This is a genomic window from Nonomuraea sp. NPDC050404 (genome assembly GCF_040655495.1).
Lineage (GTDB): Bacteria > Actinomycetota > Actinomycetes > Streptosporangiales > Streptosporangiaceae > Nonomuraea.
On the sequence record NZ_JBFAKB010000002.1, the window covers coordinates 447857 to 463739 of the forward strand.

At 69.0% G+C, this 15883-nt stretch carries 15 protein-coding genes; 5 read left to right on the forward strand and 10 right to left on the reverse strand.

Annotated elements, in window-relative coordinates:
• Positions 1-41 precede the first annotated feature (41 nt).
• Both AB0I81_RS07230 and AB0I81_RS07235 read right to left on the reverse strand, forming a co-directional pair.
• Positions 42-425: a hypothetical protein gene (locus AB0I81_RS07230; RefSeq protein WP_360651409.1), complete on the reverse strand. Its 384-nt coding sequence runs from the start codon at positions 423-425 to the stop codon at positions 42-44.
• 10 nt (positions 426-435) lie between these two features.
• Complete coding sequence (locus AB0I81_RS07235) at positions 436-1743, reverse strand: helix-turn-helix transcriptional regulator (RefSeq protein WP_360651412.1); 1308 nt, start codon at positions 1741-1743, stop codon at positions 436-438.
• A gap of 338 nt (positions 1744-2081) precedes the next feature.
• On the opposite strand from AB0I81_RS07235, the gene AB0I81_RS07240 reads away from it, so the two are divergent.
• The 3 genes from AB0I81_RS07240 to AB0I81_RS07250 are packed head-to-tail and all read left to right on the forward strand — an operon-like array spanning position 2082 to position 2995.
• Positions 2082-2408, forward strand: coding sequence for a hypothetical protein (locus AB0I81_RS07240; protein ID WP_360651415.1), 327 nt, complete (start codon positions 2082-2084; stop codon positions 2406-2408).
• The gene (locus tag AB0I81_RS07245; RefSeq protein WP_360651418.1) at positions 2405-2788 is read left to right on the forward strand and encodes a GntR family transcriptional regulator; all 384 of its coding nucleotides are present in this window, start codon (positions 2405-2407) and stop codon (positions 2786-2788) included. Before AB0I81_RS07240 ends, AB0I81_RS07245 begins: the two co-directional genes overlap by 4 nt.
• A 15-nt stretch (positions 2789-2803) precedes the next feature.
• Positions 2804-2995 (forward strand): hypothetical protein, encoded by a 192-nt coding sequence (locus AB0I81_RS07250; RefSeq protein WP_360651421.1) that lies wholly within the window; start codon positions 2804-2806, stop codon positions 2993-2995.
• Between the two features lie 404 nt (positions 2996-3399).
• Here the strand turns inward: AB0I81_RS07250 and AB0I81_RS07255 are convergent, their stop codons facing one another.
• The 6 genes from AB0I81_RS07255 to AB0I81_RS07280 form a co-directional block, all read right to left on the reverse strand.
• Complete coding sequence (locus AB0I81_RS07255; protein WP_360651424.1) at positions 3400-4683, reverse strand: ABC transporter substrate-binding protein; 1284 nt, start codon at positions 4681-4683, stop codon at positions 3400-3402.
• Positions 4684-4704: 21 nt separating this feature from the next.
• Positions 4705-5805, reverse strand: coding sequence for a branched-chain amino acid ABC transporter permease (locus AB0I81_RS07260; RefSeq protein WP_360651427.1), 1101 nt, complete (start codon positions 5803-5805; stop codon positions 4705-4707).
• A gap of 74 nt (positions 5806-5879) precedes the next feature.
• Positions 5880-6767: a branched-chain amino acid ABC transporter permease gene (locus AB0I81_RS07265; protein ID WP_360651430.1), complete on the reverse strand. Its 888-nt coding sequence runs from the start codon at positions 6765-6767 to the stop codon at positions 5880-5882.
• A complete protein-coding gene (locus AB0I81_RS07270; protein WP_360651433.1) occupies positions 6764-8638 on the reverse strand; it encodes an AMP-binding protein in 1875 nt (624 codons plus the stop codon). Before AB0I81_RS07270 ends, AB0I81_RS07265 begins: the two co-directional genes overlap by 4 nt.
• Positions 8635-9423 carry an ABC transporter ATP-binding protein gene (locus AB0I81_RS07275; RefSeq protein WP_360651436.1) on the reverse strand — a complete coding sequence of 263 codons (789 nt, stop codon included), beginning with the start codon at positions 9421-9423 and terminating at the stop codon, positions 8635-8637. Before AB0I81_RS07275 ends, AB0I81_RS07270 begins: the two co-directional genes overlap by 4 nt.
• Positions 9411-10172: an ABC transporter ATP-binding protein gene (locus AB0I81_RS07280; protein ID WP_360651439.1), complete on the reverse strand. Its 762-nt coding sequence runs from the start codon at positions 10170-10172 to the stop codon at positions 9411-9413. Before AB0I81_RS07280 ends, AB0I81_RS07275 begins: the two co-directional genes overlap by 13 nt.
• Positions 10173-10299: 127 nt before the next feature.
• On the opposite strand from AB0I81_RS07280, the gene AB0I81_RS07285 reads away from it, so the two are divergent.
• The gene (locus tag AB0I81_RS07285; RefSeq protein ID WP_360651442.1) at positions 10300-10557 is read left to right on the forward strand and encodes a UBP-type zinc finger domain-containing protein; all 258 of its coding nucleotides are present in this window, start codon (positions 10300-10302) and stop codon (positions 10555-10557) included.
• Between the two features lie 106 nt (positions 10558-10663).
• On the opposite strand, the gene AB0I81_RS07290 is transcribed toward AB0I81_RS07285, so the two are convergent.
• Positions 10664-12280: a Na+/H+ antiporter gene (locus AB0I81_RS07290; protein ID WP_360651445.1), complete on the reverse strand. Its 1617-nt coding sequence runs from the start codon at positions 12278-12280 to the stop codon at positions 10664-10666.
• 121 nt (positions 12281-12401) lie between these two features.
• The gene (locus tag AB0I81_RS07295; protein WP_360651448.1) at positions 12402-13637 is read right to left on the reverse strand and encodes a hypothetical protein; all 1236 of its coding nucleotides are present in this window, start codon (positions 13635-13637) and stop codon (positions 12402-12404) included.
• A 231-nt stretch (positions 13638-13868) separates the two neighbouring features.
• On the opposite strand from AB0I81_RS07295, the gene AB0I81_RS07300 reads away from it, so the two are divergent.
• Complete coding sequence (locus tag AB0I81_RS07300; RefSeq protein ID WP_360652036.1) at positions 13869-15869, forward strand: ATP-dependent DNA helicase; 2001 nt, start codon at positions 13869-13871, stop codon at positions 15867-15869.
• The last annotated feature ends 14 nt before the right edge of the window (positions 15870-15883 follow it).

Consider the following 15883-nt stretch of genomic DNA (forward strand, 5'->3'; position numbering starts at 1 on the left):
GCGACGCACTGGCAGCGCGAGTCTTCCGGCCCGGTACGGGCTCAATCGCTGGTCTGCCGAACGCTGTTCTCGATGTGTTCGAAGATGTCGGCATCCGTCTCCCGCTGCCACTCGGGAAGGTCATCCCAGTCGGCCACGTAGGACGGCTTCGGATCGTCGATGTGCTTGTGGATCTGCGCGATCCAGCACAGGGCAACGAATCGGCCCTTCTGCTCGCGGGTCAGCTTGGCTGTATTACCGCCGCTGATCTCGACGAAAGCACGCACCTGACCGTAAACAGCGGCGGCGGCCTGGCGTTCCCATTCCGGTGTACCCTCCCAGGGCGTGATGTAGGAGGGCTTGGGCTCGCCAGGAAAGCGCTTCTTCACTCCTGCGATCCATGCCTCACGAAAGGTGCGGCCTTGCTCGTCCGTCGCGGTATGCATCTTGGTCCTCTCAGTGTGGGGCGGGTGCCGACAGGGGGGTGATGCGGTCGTTCAGCTGGATCACCAGGGCGTCGGACAGAAAGGGCTGCAACTGCTGTTGGATGCCGTGGAGTTTCCGACCGACGTAGCCTGCGGATTGGGTCTGTTCGGCCACGTCCACGGCGCAGCCGGCGTAGTGCAGAAACTGATCCAGGTCGCGACGCTGGAGGCTGAGGGCCGCCAGGTCGGTGAGTACGCTGCCCCGGCGTCGGAGCGAAGTGGCCTGGCCGAGGGCGGCAAGGAGTGACGCCTCGGCCAGGTCGGCCCGACCGAGGGTGAGATAGCAGGTACCACGTTGATCGGCCAGGCGAGACCCGTCGAAACGGAGCCATCCTCCTGGACGTGCGGGATCGGCCAGATCGAGAACTTGGTCCGCTACGGCAAGGACGCGTTCGCATGCTGCTCGGTCGCCGACTCCGGCATGGGCCTCGGCCTGCACGGCGGCGACCCAATGCCGCGTGGACAACTGGCTGTCGCCCTGCTGTGCGATGCGTGCGGCCGCAGACAGCACGGCCCTCGCCTCGGGAAATTCATGGTCGTACAGGCTGACGAACGCCTGACGAGTGAGAGCGCATGCCCAGCGGTCGTAGCAACGAGCTTCGCGACCGGCACTGACGGCCATGGTGTAGCAGTACGCGGCGTCGGTGTAGCGGTTGCTGTCGAAGCAGATCTCTCCCGCGAGTTGGAACAGGTCACAGGCCACAACGCACAGTCGATGGCGGTCTCGCGCTGAATGAACCTCATCCATCTGTTTGACCAGAAGCCTGAGCTGGTCATGGACCAGCGGGTAGACCAGACGCTTCGACTTGGCCAAGGCGAAGACCTGCCAGAGATGGCCGCTGAGCAGCGTGTGCTGTTCGATGTCGTCGGCCTCGCCGGATTGGCCGACCCAGTCCTGGACATCGGCGTTGGCCGACTGGGGAAGCACCATGAGCGTGCCGGCGACGCTCAGCAGACGAAGAAGTTCACGACGATACATGTCGTCACTTTGACCCGTGGACCGGGCTTCAGTCACGACCTGACCGATGACTATCGGCATTGAAGTGGTCTGCGGCGGCTGATCGTGTCCCTCACGGAGCCCCAGGAGGTCATCCAGTTCATCCGGGGTGACCTTCAGCAGGTCGCACATCTTGGGCCGGATGTACGGGCAGGGCTCGGTCTTGCCCAGCTCCCACCGTCCCGCTGTGGTCCGGTCGATGCCGAGTTGGTCAGCGAAGAGTTCCTGGCTGTAACCGAGCGCCTTCCTTCGTTCGGCAAGGCGCCTGCGTTTGCCCGCCAAGGCGCACCTCCGCCCACGTGGTCACCGTCCATGAAAGCGTACGGCACATGCACGATCACTGACTGCGATGCCGCAAAGGTGCCGCATCGATGCGTCTCCGATGCCGTGGCCTGACGCTTTGCAGGACGGTTGGCTTGGGAGTGCCCGACAGAACTCCGAATCGGAGGACATCTGGTGCTCATCTCACGCCCCGATCTCCACCGCCTGCCCGCGGACCTTGTCCCGGGATCGCCAGGCATCGACGCCTCGGCAGAACAAGCCGGTGCGCCGGCGGAGCCGACTGCCGCAAAACCCGACGCAGACGGGGTCTCGAGCATTTAGAACTTGGAGCCTCAACGATGCAGAAGCAGATCATCGCCGCACTCGACAGCGGCAACAGAACACAGGCCCAATGGTCGGCAGAACTCCTGCGGGACGCGCTTCGAACAGAACACGGCATACAGGCCGACACACACGTCGGGTACGGCCTCGCCCTGGTATCCGTCTGGGTGGGACTTCTCGTGTGGTGCGACGGAGATTGGTACTGGTGGCGTGCGAACTGGGATGAGCGGCGCAAACGAGTCGTGTACGCCTGCCACACGGCAATGGAGCCCTCTCACGCCGCCCAACGGGTGGCCTTCCGCTACACCGAACTGCGCAACCAGCCTGAGAACGGAGCAGCATGACCGGATACTCAGCGGGTTCGATGCTGCCATCTGAATCGGCACTCTGTGCGGAGTTCGGGATCGCGCGCAACACGGTACGGCGGGCACTGGCCGTGCTGGAAAACGAGGGGCTCATTCAGACCATCCCCTCGAAGGGACGCTTGATCCTCGGCGGGGACAGGCCGACGGACCGCCCCTACCTGTACCAGGCGATCGCTCACGACCTGCGCAAGCAGATCGAGGACGGCGGCCTGGCAGCAGGCGTGGCACTTCCCAGCGGAACAACGTTGAGAAGGCAATACCAGGTGTCTCGTGGCACGATCCAGAGGGCGCTCCGGCTCCTTGAGCGCAGCGGCCTGATCGAGAGAGGACTCGGGCGCCGCACCTTCGTGCGAAGGTAATTCCGACATTTCAGAATGGACATCGAACGATCGCCAAGGGCACAGCAGACCGTGTCAGGAACGTTCCGTGCAGGCGAGGACCTGCCGGAGATCATGCACGAGATCGGCGAGTTGCGTGACAATGTGATCCACACCCGCAAGGGCGTGGACCTTCTCCTGGACCACTGCGGCATCAATCGGTCGTTGATCGACCAAGGAAAAGGCTGAACAGCGCGCTGAGGGTTCCATCCTCTTGAGGGAAAGAATCTCTCAGCGTTCAATCGCACCATCTCTTTGTTCTGACACCTGCCCTTTGCGGCACGACCGCTTCGGGCATAAGGCCCACCGATCGACCCGACAGCCGAACTGCATTGCCGGAGGATACACCGGAGATGCGCAGAAAGTTGGCCTGAACGGCTGCGTGGCCCGCTCCGGGTGGGCATATGAGGCCCAGTCGGTAACCATCTCACGGGTGGGCCGACTGGGCGCCGCCAGGCGCCGGGGGTGCGCCGTAGGCGCCTGGATAAGAGCGTCTGAGATCAGTGCGCGAAGCGCCCCCGGCGAAGTCCTTTCATTCGGGGCGGGCGTAGAGGGTCAAGCCGGTAACCGTCTCACGGGTGGGTGCCGTGCCGTTACAGCTTGGAGAAGCAGGGGCCGTCGAAGGTGTAGGACTGGGCTGTGGGGCCTGTGTAGAAGTCCTTGACGATGGTTACGCCGGTCTCGGACTTGTCGTCCACCTTGTTGATCAGGGTTTGGCGGAAGACGGCTGTTGTGTCGGCGTAGTTGCCGGCCTCCGGGGGGAGCATGCCCTCGTAGTCGACGGTTTTCAGGGTTTTCACCGCTGCCAGCAGGCCCTTTCTGCTTACGTCGCCGCCGGCCACCATCGCGTCCAGGGCCGCCTTCATCGGGTACGCCCATGCCCAGCCCGAGGTGTAGCCGTCGTTCGGGGTGACGCCGGGCAGGGCGTCGCGCATCGCCTTGTGGCCGGGGGTGTCGGCGTCCCAGGGCTTGCCGGGGGCCGACTGCTCGTACAGGGCCTTCAGGGCGGGGGCGGCGGGGGACTGCAGGAGGGCGGGGTTCCACGTGGGGCCGGTGCCGATGAAGCGGCCCTTGTAGCCGGCCGCGGCCGTCTGGCCGATGATCGTGGCGGCGTCGGCGGGGCCCGTTGTCAGGATGACCAGGTCGGGCTTGGTCTTGGTGATCTCCGTGATGGCTCTGCCCTGTTCGGTCGCGCCCGAGGGGGTCTCCATGTGGGTGAAGGTCAGGCCGTTGCGCTCGGCGGCCACCTTGGCGCCGGCCGCGGCGTCCGCGCCGTAGTCGCCTGCCAGGTGGACGGCCATGACGGACTTCGGCTTGTACGCCTCCATCGCGTAGTCCACCGAGTTCATGGCCTCCACGCAGTAGTTCGAGCCGGTCTCGATGATGACGTCCTCGAACTCCCAGGCCGAGGTCCAGGAGGCGGGGGCCGAGACGATGTTGTTGGCCTTGAGGTCGGCGATGATGGCGGCGGTCGTGGGCGAGCCGAGCGTCTGAGCCAGGCCGAGCACCTGGTCCTTGATCTCGTTGTAGACCTGCCGGTGCACCTCGGGGTTGTACTTGTTGTCCTTGACGTACCTGGTGACGTCCACCTCGTACTTGCCGCCGATGCCGCCCGCCTTGTTGACGCGGGCCCAGAACGCCTTCTGGGCGTTGGTGATCGGTACGGCCAGCGCGGCGAAGGGGCCGGAGGTGAGGTCGGAGATCGTACCGAGGTAGATGCAGCCCTTGTTGCTGTCCACCGCCGACGGGCAGGGCTCGGAGGTGACTCCTTGAGCCTGGGCGCCGCCCTCACTGCCCTGGTCGTCCCCCCGGAAGACGCCGCATGCGGACAGAAGGGCCGCTATGGCGATAAGTCCAATGACATAGCGACTCTTCATGAAAAACCCTCCTATGGCGAGCTAGTACGAGAAAGGCCAGGACTTCCAGTAGTTGCGAACCCGGATCCACAGGCCGAACAGGCCCCGTGGCTCGAAGATGAGGAACAACACGATCAGCAGCCCGTACAGCACGGTCTCCACCTGGAACACGTTCGGCGTCAGCGTCGTGTCCCCGCTGATGAAGGGCACCAGCGCCGGCAACGACCTGGTCACCGGCTGCAGCAACGAGATGAACAGCGCCCCCGCGATCGCCCCGGACACCGTGGCCACCCCGCCGATCAGCACCATCGCGATGAACTGCACCGACAGCAGCAGGTTGAACGACGTGGGCTCGACGTACCCGGAGATCGTGTACAGCAGCCCGCCCGCGCACCCCGCGTAGAACGAGGAGATGCCGAAGGCCAGCACCTTGTAGCGGGTCAGCGGCACGCCGATGACCGCGGCGGCGATGTCCCGGTCGCGGATGGCGGCGAAGGCGCGGCCGATCCGCGAGCGGGCCAGGTTGCGCGCGGCCAGGGCGAAGACGATCAGCAGGGTGAGCATGAGCGTGTAGAGCACCTGCTCCTTGGTGCCGAACGGCCCGTCCTGGTCCAGCCGTACGCCGAAGAGCTGCGGGATCGCCGCCTCCCTGCCGACCCCGGGCCCGCCCGTCAGCTCCTGCCACTCCTTGAAGATGTGCTCGCCGAGGAAGACCAGGCCGAGCGTGACGACCGCCAGGTACAGGCCGCGCAGGCGGGTCGCCAGCGGCGCGACCAGCACCCCGGCCGCCGCCGCGACCAGCCCGGCGGCGGGCAGCCAGATCCACAACTCGGCCAGGCCGTAGCCGAGGTTCTCCCCGCCCGGGGGGCCGGACAGCGCGGCGGCCGTGTACGCGCCGATCGCCACGAAGAACGCGTGCCCGAGCGAGACCTGCCCCGCGTACCCGGTGACGATGTTGAGCCCGATCGCCCCGATGGCCAGCACGTACGCCCCGGCCAGCACCTCCAGCGACCGGTCCTGCAGCAGCACCGACAGCGCGAACGCCAGCAGCACCAGCAGCCCCGTCCACACCCGCTTGGCCCGGGTGTCGAGCAGCGCCATGTCCTGGGCGTAGGAGGTGTAGAGCAGCGGCCGGCCACGCACCTTCCGGGACCGTCCGGTCGGTATGTCCGGCGGCGCGGTGGAAACCGCAGGGCGCGTCTCAGTCCCGTCCGAGGTCATACGCGCTCGACCTCCCGCGTGCCGAACAGCCCGTAAGGCCGCACCAGCAGGACGATCAGCATCACCACGTACGGCGACACGACCGCGAAGTTCTGCCCCAGCCACGGCGCGAACTCCCCCTGATAGGACTGGAACAGCGACTCCACCACCCCCACCACCAGCCCGCCCGCGACCGCCCCGCCCAGCGAGTCGAGCCCGCCCACGATGATCGCCGGCAGCGCCTTCAGCGCGATCACCCACGTCATCTGCTCGATCCCCTGCCCGGTGCCGACGAACATCCCGGCGACGGCCGCCAGGAACCCGGCCAGCCCCCACGACAGCGCGAACACCGCCCCCACCGACACCCCCTGCGCCAGCGCGATCTCCTGGTCGAAGGCCGCCGCCCGCATGGCCAGCCCGTAGCGCGTGTAGCGGAAGAACGCAAACAGCAGCGCCACCAGCACGGCGGTGACCAGCAGCATGGCCAGCCAGCGCGACTGCACGACCAGCGGCCCGAGCGACACCTGCGTGAACCCCCACGGGTCGCCGACCTGCCGCACGTCCCTGCCGATGAACGCGTTCACGATCACCCGCAGGACCACGTCGATGCCGAGCGTGATGATCGCCACGACGAAGACCGGGCGGCCCACCATGGGCCTGATCGCCACCCGCTCGATGACCAGCGCCACCCCGGCGATCAGCAGCGCAGAAAGCAGCACAGCGGGGTAGAAGCCGGTCACTCCGGCCAGGTAGCTCACGGCGACGGCCCCGGCCAGCATGAGGGCGGGCTGCGCGAAGCTGATCACCCGGGTGGACTTGTAGATGATCACGAATCCGAGCGCGAGCAGCGCGTACACCGACCCGTTGCCCAGGCCCCTGATCACCGACTCCAGCAGCGCCTTCACCGGGCGTACATCCCTTCGACCAGGTCCTCGAAGAGCTTGATGATGGCCGAGCGCTTGACCTTCTGGGTGGCGGTCAGCTCGCCGTCCTCGTGGTCGAGCTCCTTGGGCAGGAACGCGAACCGCTTGACCTGCTCCGCGTACGCGAACCGCTCGTTCACGCCGTTCACGATCCCCTGGACAAGCTCCCGCACTTCCGGCTTACCCGACAAATCGCGATAAGTCGTGTAGGGCAGGCCGCGCCGCCGCGCCCACTCCCCCACGGTGTCCGGCTCGATCCCGACCAGCGCCACCAGGTACGGCCGCTGGTCGCCGATGACCACGGCCTCCTTGACGTACGGGGACGCCTTCAGCGCGTTCTCGAACTCGCTGGGCGCCACGTTCTTGCCCCCGGCCGTGATGATGATGTCCTTCATCCGGTCGGTGATCCGCACGTACGTGCCCTCGACCCACTCCCCCACATCGCCGGTGTGCAGCCAGCCGTCCTCGTCCAGCACGTCGGCCGTGGCGCGCGGGTTGCGCCAGTAACCGGCGAAATTCCCCGGATGCCTGGTCATGATCTCGCCGGTGGCCTCGTCGATCTTCAGCTCGATGCCGGGCTGCGGCTCGCCGACCGTGCCCAGGCGTACCCGGCCGCGCCGGTTGGCGGTGGCGACGGCGGTGTTCTCGCTCATGCCGTACACCTCGTGCATGGGCACGCCGATCCCCATGTAGAACTTCAGCACGTCGGGCGCGATCGGCGCGGCGCCGGACGCGGCGTAACGCACCCGCCGCATGCCGAGCCGCTCGCGCAGCGAGCGATAACAGAACACCCAGCCCATCGCGTACGCCGCCCGCGTCGCCGGCGTGTGCCGCCCGCCCGTGCGCACCAGCGCGTCGCCGGCCCGGTCCGCGACCCGCAACCAGAACCTGGTGACGGCCCGTTTCACCGGCGAGGCCGACTCCAGCCTGATGTTGACCTGCGCGAGCACCTTCTCCCAGATCCGCGGCACCCCGAACAGGATCGTCGGCTGCACCTCGCGCAGGTTGGCCTGCACGGTGTCGATGGACTCGGCGAAGTTCACCTGCACCCCGGCCGCCGAGTTGAACCACACGGTGAACGCGCGCTCGGCCACGTGACACAGCGGCAGGTACGACAACGCCAGGTCGCGTTCCGATGGCGGCGGATCGGTGAAGCCGCCGCCCTCGATGAGCGTGCGCACGGCGAACTCGACGTTCCCGACGGTGAGCATCACGCCCTTGGGCGGGCCGGTGGTGCCGGAGGTGTAGATGAGCGTCATCACGTCGGACGGCTCGGTCTCGGCCATCCGGCGCTCGACGGCGCCCGGGTGCGCGGCGCGGTGCTCGGCGCCGAGGGCGAGCAGTTCCGGCCAGGACATCAGCACGTCGTCGTCGTAGCGCCCGCGGATGCCGCGCGGCTCCAGATAGATGATGCGCCGCAGGTCAGGGCACTCGTCGAGGACGGCCAGGGCCTTATCCACCTGCTCCTGGTCCTCGGCGAGGAGGATCGCCGCACCGGAGTCGGCCAGCAGGTAGGCCACCTCGGCGGTCGGGTTCGTCGGGTACAGGCCGACCGTTATCCCGCGCACGGCGACCGTGCCCAGGTCGGCGTAGAGCCATTCGGGGCGGTTCTCGGAGTGCACGGCCACCCGGTCGCCCGGCTCGACGCCGAGCGCGAGCAGGGCGTGCGCGAACAACTCGACCTGGGTCCAGTACGCGCCCCAGGTGACCTCCTGCCAGATGCCCAGGTCCTTGTGCCGCATGGCGACGGCCTCGGGGGCTGCCCTGGCCCGCTCGCGCACCCTCGTGACGATCGTGCCCGTCCGCGACGCGATGCCGGTACTCATGCCGTTCTGGCTCATCTGGTCGCTCACCGCTCCTCACTCGCCGCGTCGGGTTCGCTCCCGCCCAGGTACGCCTCGATGACCGCGGGATCCTGCTGCACCTCGGCCGGCCCGCCGAGGGCGACCGGGCGGCCGAAGTCGAGCACCAGCACCCGGTCGGCCAGGTCCATGACCAGCGCCATGTCGTGGTCCACGAGCACGACGGGAATGCCCAGCTCGTCGCGGATGTCCATGACGAACCTGGCCATGTCCTCGGTCTCCTCCAGGTTCATGCCGGCCACGGGCTCGTCCAGCAGGAGCAGCCGCGGCTCCATGGCCAGCGCCCGGCCCAGCTCCACCCGCTTCTGGATCCCGTACGGCAGCAGCCGCACGGGATGGCGGCGCCAGGCTTCGAGTTCGAGGAAGTCGATGATGTCCTCGACCCTGGCGCGCGCCTCCAACTCGGCCCGCCGGGCGCGGCCGTACCAGAGCAGGGCCGACAGCGCGCCGTAGCGGAAGTGGTGGTGCCGGCCGAGCATGAGGTTGTCCAGGACGGTCAGGTTGTGAAACAGCTCCACGTTCTGGAACGTCCTGGCCAGGCCCATCGCGGCGATCTCGTACGGGCGCCTGGCCAGCAGGTCCTCGCCGAGGAAGGTGACCCGCCCGCGCTGCGGCCGGTAGACGCCGGACAGGACGTTGAAGATCGAGGTCTTGCCCGCGCCGTTCGGCCCGATGATCGCCAGCAGTTCGGCCTGGCGCACCTCGAAGGAGACGCCGTCGATGGCCTTGACCCCGGCGAAGCTCAGATGCACGTCCTCGAAGCTCAGGAGAGCCATCTCTTCCTCCGCTTGTAGTGCTTGACCTCGCGGAAGGACCGTACGGCCCCCAGGTAGAACTCCTTGATGTCCTCGTCGGCGAGCAGTTCGCGGGACGGCTTGTCCATCACGATCTTGCCGGTCTCCATGACGTAGCCGTGCGAGGCGATCGACAGGGCCATCGTGGCGTTCTGCTCGACCAGCAGGACCGTGGTGCCCTGCCGGTTGATCTCCACGATGAGGTCGCGCACCTGGCCGACCAGCGACGGCGCCAGGCCCAGGCTGGGCTCGTCCAGCAGCAGGTACGCGGGGCCCGCCATGAGCGCGCGGCCGACCGCCAGCATCTGCTGCTCGCCGCCCGACAGGTAGCCCGACACGCTCCTGTGCCGCTCGCGCAACACCGGGAACAGGCCATACACGCGCTCCAGGTGGGACTCGGCCGCGGTGTGGCCGCCGACCTTGAGGTTGTCCTCGACGGTCAGTTCGGACAGGATGCGGCGGCCCTCCATCACCTGGCTGATCCCGCGCCGGACGATCTGGGCGGGCCGCAGGTGGTGGATCGGCTCCCCCTCCAGCAGCACCTCGCCCTTGGTGATCTCGCCGTCGTGCACGTCCAGCAGCCCCGACAGGGCCCGCAGCAGGGTGGACTTGCCCGCGCCGTTCGCGCCGAGCAGCGCCACGATCGAGCCAGGGGGGACGCGCAGGCTCACGCCGCGCAACACCAGCATGACGTCGTCGTAGACGACCTCGAGGTTGCGTACCTCAAGCACGCGCGGCTCCTCGGGCTTGTGTGGCCTATGTCACTCCCCCCGATGAGGCCAATGTCCACGGATCCCCGGCGGGCGACAAGAGCCCCGGCCCAAATTCGAACGACACTCTGGTCTTAGGATTTCTCGTATGGCAAATTGCGAGCATCTTTCCCAGGCCGGCGACCCCGCGGCGAAGACGCCCGAGGGCTGCGAGGAGTGCCTGGCGGACGGCGGCAGGTGGGTGCACCTGCGGCGCTGCCTTCAGTGCGGCCACATCGGGTGTTGCGACTCCTCTCCGGCCAAGCACGCCACCGGCCACTTCCACGACACCAGCCACCCGGTCATGCAGTCCTACGAGCCCGGCGAGAACTGGCGCTGGTGCTTCGTGGACAGCCGCATGGGCTGAACCGCACGGGCCGAACCGGGCGGGCCGAACCGGGCGGGCCGAACCGGGCGGGCCGAACCGGGCGGGCCCCACCGGGCGGGCCCCACCGGGTGGGCCGAACACGCCCTCACCGTTCAAGGATGGCCTCCTCGAAGTCGAGCTGGGCCATGACCTCGCGCAGCACCTCGTCGTCGAGGCGGCGCTCGTCGCGCAGCCGCACGAAGACCTGGCGCTCGGCCTGCAGCATGTCCCGGCGCAGGCGGCGGTAGAGAGCGCTGGGGGTCTCCGAGCCGCCCTGCCCGGTGCCGCCGCCCAGCCGCTCCCACGCGGTCAGGGAGCGGCGCCACGACTTCTCCCTGAGCTGGTCGATGACCTGTTTCTGGATCTCGTCGGGCTCGCCGCCCAGCTCGCCGGCCAGCCGCTCCAGCTCGGCCAGCCCCGCCTCCAGAGCCGCCTGCTGGGCCGCCGCCTCCGACAGGCGGTCCTCGTACTGCTCCTGCTCGCTCGACACGCGCAGCCGCCTGATCAGCGCGGGGAACGTGGTGCCCTGGATGAGCAGCGTGCCGATCACGGTCGTGAACGTCAGGAACAACAACATCGCCCGGTCCCGCTCGGGCACCGTCGGCGGGATCGCGAACGCCGCGGCCAGCGACACCACGCCGCGCATGCCCGCCCAGCCGAGTATCACCGTCTGCGGCACCGTCGGGCCCGTGCGCCCCCTGCCCGCCACCTTGATCAGCGACATGGCCCCGAACATCCACACGAACCTGCTGACGATCGTCACCGCCAGCACCGCCGCGGCGTAACCCGCGACCGCCCACGGGCTGTAACCGGTGATCCCCTCGATCACGGTCACGAGCTGCAGCCCGATCAGCGCGAACACGACCGCCTCAAGGAAGAAGTCGGTGACCTTCCACACCGAGTCGGACACCAGCCGGGTGCCGAACCCCTGCAGATGCATGCGGTTGCCGAGGTAGAGGCCGACGATCACGACCGCGATGACGCCGGAGGCGTGCACGCTCTCCGCGGCCAGGTAGGCGGCGAACGGGATCAGCAACATCAGCGTGTTCTCGACCAGCGAGTCGCGGGTGCGCTGGAAGATCCACGCGAAGGCGAACGCCAGCGCCAGCCCGATCACCACCCCGCCCACCGCGGCGAACAGGAACTCGTAGATCCCCTCCCACAGGCTGATGGTCCCGCCCACGGCCGCTCCGATGGCCACCCGGTAGAGGGTGAGGGCGGTGGCGTCGTTGAACAGGCTCTCGCCGATGAGGATGGTCAGCGACACGCGCGGCAGCCCCAGCCGCCGCCCGACCGCGACGGCGGCCACCGCGTCGGGCGGGGCGATGATGGCGCCGAGCGCGAACGCCAGCGCCAGCGGCAGGTCGGGCAGCAGCAGGTGGACGACCAGCCCGACGACGGCCGTGGTGAACAGCACCAGCCCGATCGACAGCAGGCCCACCGAGCTCTTGACGTCACGCAGGCGCAGGTAGGAGCTGTCGAGGGCGGCGGAGTAGAGCAGGGGCGGCAGGAACACGTACAGGACGAGCTCGGGCTCCAGCGGCACCGCGGGGACCAGCGGCTCGCCCAGCAGGCTCTCGGCCGCCAGCAGCGCCGCGCCCACGAGCAGCCCCACCGCCACCAGCACCAGCGGGACCGGCCAGCCCCTGCGCCGCGCGAGCGCCGCCACGCCGACGGCGCCGGCGGCGACGAGCAGCAGTTGCGGACCCATGCTCGGATTCACCGGCGTTCCTCCCGCCACAGCCCATACCGTCGAGGTGGGACGCCGTCAGGGTGACGGGTGCAACGACCGCCTCAGCTCGATCGTCCCGCCGCGAGCGTACTCCTCGGGCCGGTGCGCGGGCTCACCACTCCCTGCGGTCGCTTCTTTCGTGGTAATCGGGCTGCTCAGGGCGTAGGCGCTCGCCCGTGGAGAACATGGGGTCCCCGACGTACGGGCGGGTCATGTCGGCGTCGGGCTGCTGCTGGTACTGCTCCTGGTAAGGGTACTGCTCCTGGGGCTGGTGCTGCTGCTCCTGGCGGCCGAGTGCCAGCAGCGGGTCCACCGGGCTGGCCTGTTGCTGCTGGTAGGCAGCGTAGTCCTGCTGCGGGGGCTGCTGCGGGGCGCTACGGCGGCGGCCCGCGCCCGGGATGCCGTGCATGGGCGTGCCAAGACCCGGCGTGCTCGCCTGGGGCTGTGGCTGGGCCGGGGGCTGCTGGTAGGGCTCGGGGCGCCGGCCGCCGTACGGGTCTGAGGGGTACGGGTCGGCCTGGTACTGCTGCTGCTGGGCCCCCTGGTACGGCTCGGCCGCCTGGGAGGGGAAGCCGAGCGGATCGGTGCTCAGCGGCGACTGGCGGCGCGGGTCACCGCCGGGCATCTGGTAGACGGGCTCGTTGCCGTCCACGTACTGGGGACCGGTGAACGGCTCCGGCTGGCCGGGCTGAATGTACTGGGGGCCGCTGAGCGGGTCGCCGGTGTACTGGGGACCGCTGAAGGGGTCGCCGGTGTACTTCTGCTGCGGGGCGGTCGTCTCGACGTACTGAGGGCCCGTGAAGGGGCCGCCCTGATCGTTGCCGTAGGCGGCGGGTGCGGGGGCGCCCCTGGGGGCCGTGGTCTCGCCGTAGGAGGCCACCAGCTTGTCCTGAGGGGGCGGCGGGCTGCTCCTGGCCACGAGGACGTCGTTGGGCGACAGCGCCGCCGTGGGCCGCTCGTCGGGCTGGGCGTGCGCCTGGACGTGCTGCGGCTGCTGGACTGGCGGGGCCTGGGCGTGCTGCGGCTGCTGGGCGTGCGGGGGCTGGATCTGCTGGGGGCGGTGGTACGTACCGGTGCCCGGCATGATCTCGATGCCCACATCCTGCTGGGGTTCGTGCTCGGCGACGGCGGGCTGTTCGCCCGTGGCCTCCGCGAACCCCTCGTCCATGGTGTCGAGCAGCCGGCCGACGTCCTCCATCGGCATGCGGAAGCTCGCTGTGCACATCTCGCCCCGCCAGAGGCTGAGGACCAGCGTGCCCTCATGCCACGTGACGCGGAGACACCGCTCCTGACCTCGTGCATCGAAGAAGACTTCGCCGAACGACGGCAACGGGACAACTTCCGACATGGCAGACATACTGCTTTAACCAGCCTTTATTCGTCCACTCAACCCCGGAAAACCCAAGGGAACCGGCCTTCCCATTCACACCCGGAACCCCTCCAGTCACAGCCGGTGAAGATTCCGTATGACCGGTTGGAGTTCCGATCGCCCAGTGTGCCACGCAACCCGGCGGGAGTATCCGGGAACGCCGGGATGCGTCTGCCCGATCACACCGCGTTCGGCGCGGCGCACCTCCGAATGCGGGTAGCGTTTACTGCCGTGCCGGACTCCCATCTCCCACCAGTGGACGAACTGCTCAGCATCGCGGTCGGCGCTCTCGGCGGGAGCGAACGGCAAGGCCAGATCACCATGGTCGAGGCGGTGCAGAAGGCCATAGACGGCGAGGAGCACCTGGCCGTCCAGGCGGGCACGGGCACCGGAAAATCCCTGGCCTACCTCGTGCCCTCGATCCGGCACGCGATGGACAGCGACACCCCCGTCGTGATCTCCACGGCCACCATCGCGCTGCAGCGCCAGCTCGTCGACCGCGACCTGCCCCGGCTGTCGGAGGCGCTGGCCAAGGAGCTGCCGCACGAGCCGACGTACGCGATTCTCAAGGGCCGCCGCAACTACCTGTGCCGCTACAAGGCCACGGCGGGCTGGCCCGAGGAGGACGAGCAGGACCAGCTCTTCGACCCGCGCGAGGTCAGCGCGACCGGCCGCATGGTGCAGCGCATCCAGGAGTGGGCCGAGGAGACCGAGACCGGCGACCGCGACGAGCTGGTGCCGGGGGTGAGCGAGCAGGCGTGGCGGCAGTTCTCGGTGAGCGCCCAGGAGTGCCTGGGCGCCACCCGCTGCCCCAGCGGGCCCGAGTGCTTCGCCGAGCTGGCCAGGGCGCGGGCCGGCGAGGTCGACGTGGTGGTCACCAACCACGCGCTGCTGGCCATCGACGCCATGGGCGAGCTGCCGGTGCTGCCCGAGCACGAGGTCGTGGTGGTGGACGAGGCCCACGAGCTGGTTGACCGCGTGACGTCCGTGGTGACCAGCGAGCTTTCCGAACAGTCGGTGACGCTGGCGGTGCGCCGGGTCGGCCGGCTGATCGACCAGCCCATCGCCGACCAGCTCCTGGAGGCCGGCGAGGACCTCAAGGCGCTGCTGACCGCCGCGCCGCCCGGCCGCATCGACGACATGCCGCAGGTGCTCGGGCTGACTTTGCAGCTCATCCGCGACACGGCCTGGCGGTGCATCTCGGCCATGGGCTCGCGCAACGCCGACAAGGACGATCCGGACAAGGCCGGGCAGCGCAAGGCGGCCTTCACGGCGCTGGACGAGGTGCACGACACGGCGGTGCGCATGCTGGAGGCCTACGGTCACGCCTCCGAGGCCGACAGGGCCGAGGTGGTCTGGCTCGACGCCGGCAGCGACCGGCGCCCGCCGTCGCTGCGCGTGGCGCCGCTGAGCGTGAGCGGCATGTTGCGCGACAAGCTGTTCGGCGAGCGCACGGTGGTCCTTACCTCCGCCACGCTGGCGCTCGGCGGCACGTTCGACGGCCTGGCCGCGCAGTGGGGGCTCGGCAACGGCGGCAAGGACTGGCAGGGCATCGACGTCGGCTCACCGTTCGACCACCCCCGCGCGGGCATCCTGTACGTCGCCAAGCACCTGCCCCAGCCCGGCCGTGACGGCCTGCCGCAGCAGTACCTCGACGAGATCACCGAACTGATCGAGGCGGCCGGCGGGCGCACGCTGGGCCTGTTCTCCTCGATGCGCGCCGCCAAGGCGGCCACCGAGGCGCTGCGCGACCGGCTGGACGTGCCGCTGCTGTGCCAGGGCGACGACTCGACGATGCTGCTGGTCAAGCAGTTCGCCGAGGACGAGCCCACCTGCCTGTTCGGCACGCTGTCGCTGTGGCAGGGGGTGGACGTCCCCGGGCCCTCGCTGCGCCTGGTGATCATCGACCGCGTCCCGTTCCCCCGCCCCGACGACCCGCTGACCTCGGCCAGGCAGCGTCACGTGGCGGCGAAGGGCGGCAACGGCTTCATGTCGGTCGCCGCCAACCACGCCGCCCTCCTCCTGGCCCAGGGCGTCGGCCGCCTGCTGCGCTCCCAGGACGACAAGGGCGTCATCGCCGTCCTCGACCCCCGCCTGGCCACGGCCCGCTACAGCAGCTTCCTCCTGGGCTCCCTACCCCCGTTCTGGCGCACCACGGACCCGGCCGTGCCCCGCGCCGCCCTCAAACGCCTGTCCGCCGAGCCCGCCTGACAGGCGAGGACCGC

What these genes read in the sequence shown, in the direction of transcription:
- AB0I81_RS07230 (WP_360651409.1), bottom strand. Translation starts at nt 425, where the DNA reads ATGCATACCGCGACGGACGAGCAAGGCCGCACCTTTCGTGAGGCATGG.
- AB0I81_RS07240 (WP_360651415.1), top strand. Translation starts at nt 2,082, where the DNA reads ATGCAGAAGCAGATCATCGCCGCACTCGACAGCGGCAACAGAACACAG.
- AB0I81_RS07245 (WP_360651418.1), top strand. Translation starts at nt 2,405, where the DNA reads ATGACCGGATACTCAGCGGGTTCGATGCTGCCATCTGAATCGGCACTC.
- AB0I81_RS07250 (WP_360651421.1), top strand. Translation starts at nt 2,804, where the DNA reads ATGGACATCGAACGATCGCCAAGGGCACAGCAGACCGTGTCAGGAACG.
- AB0I81_RS07255 (WP_360651424.1), bottom strand. Translation starts at nt 4,683, where the DNA reads ATGAAGAGTCGCTATGTCATTGGACTTATCGCCATAGCGGCCCTTCTG.
- AB0I81_RS07275 (WP_360651436.1), bottom strand. Translation starts at nt 9,423, where the DNA reads ATGGCTCTCCTGAGCTTCGAGGACGTGCATCTGAGCTTCGCCGGGGTC.
- AB0I81_RS07285 (WP_360651442.1), top strand. Translation starts at nt 10,300, where the DNA reads ATGGCAAATTGCGAGCATCTTTCCCAGGCCGGCGACCCCGCGGCGAAG.
- AB0I81_RS07295 (WP_360651448.1), bottom strand. Translation starts at nt 13,637, where the DNA reads ATGTCGGAAGTTGTCCCGTTGCCGTCGTTCGGCGAAGTCTTCTTCGAT.
- AB0I81_RS07300 (WP_360652036.1), top strand. Translation starts at nt 13,869, where the DNA reads ATGCGGGTAGCGTTTACTGCCGTGCCGGACTCCCATCTCCCACCAGTG.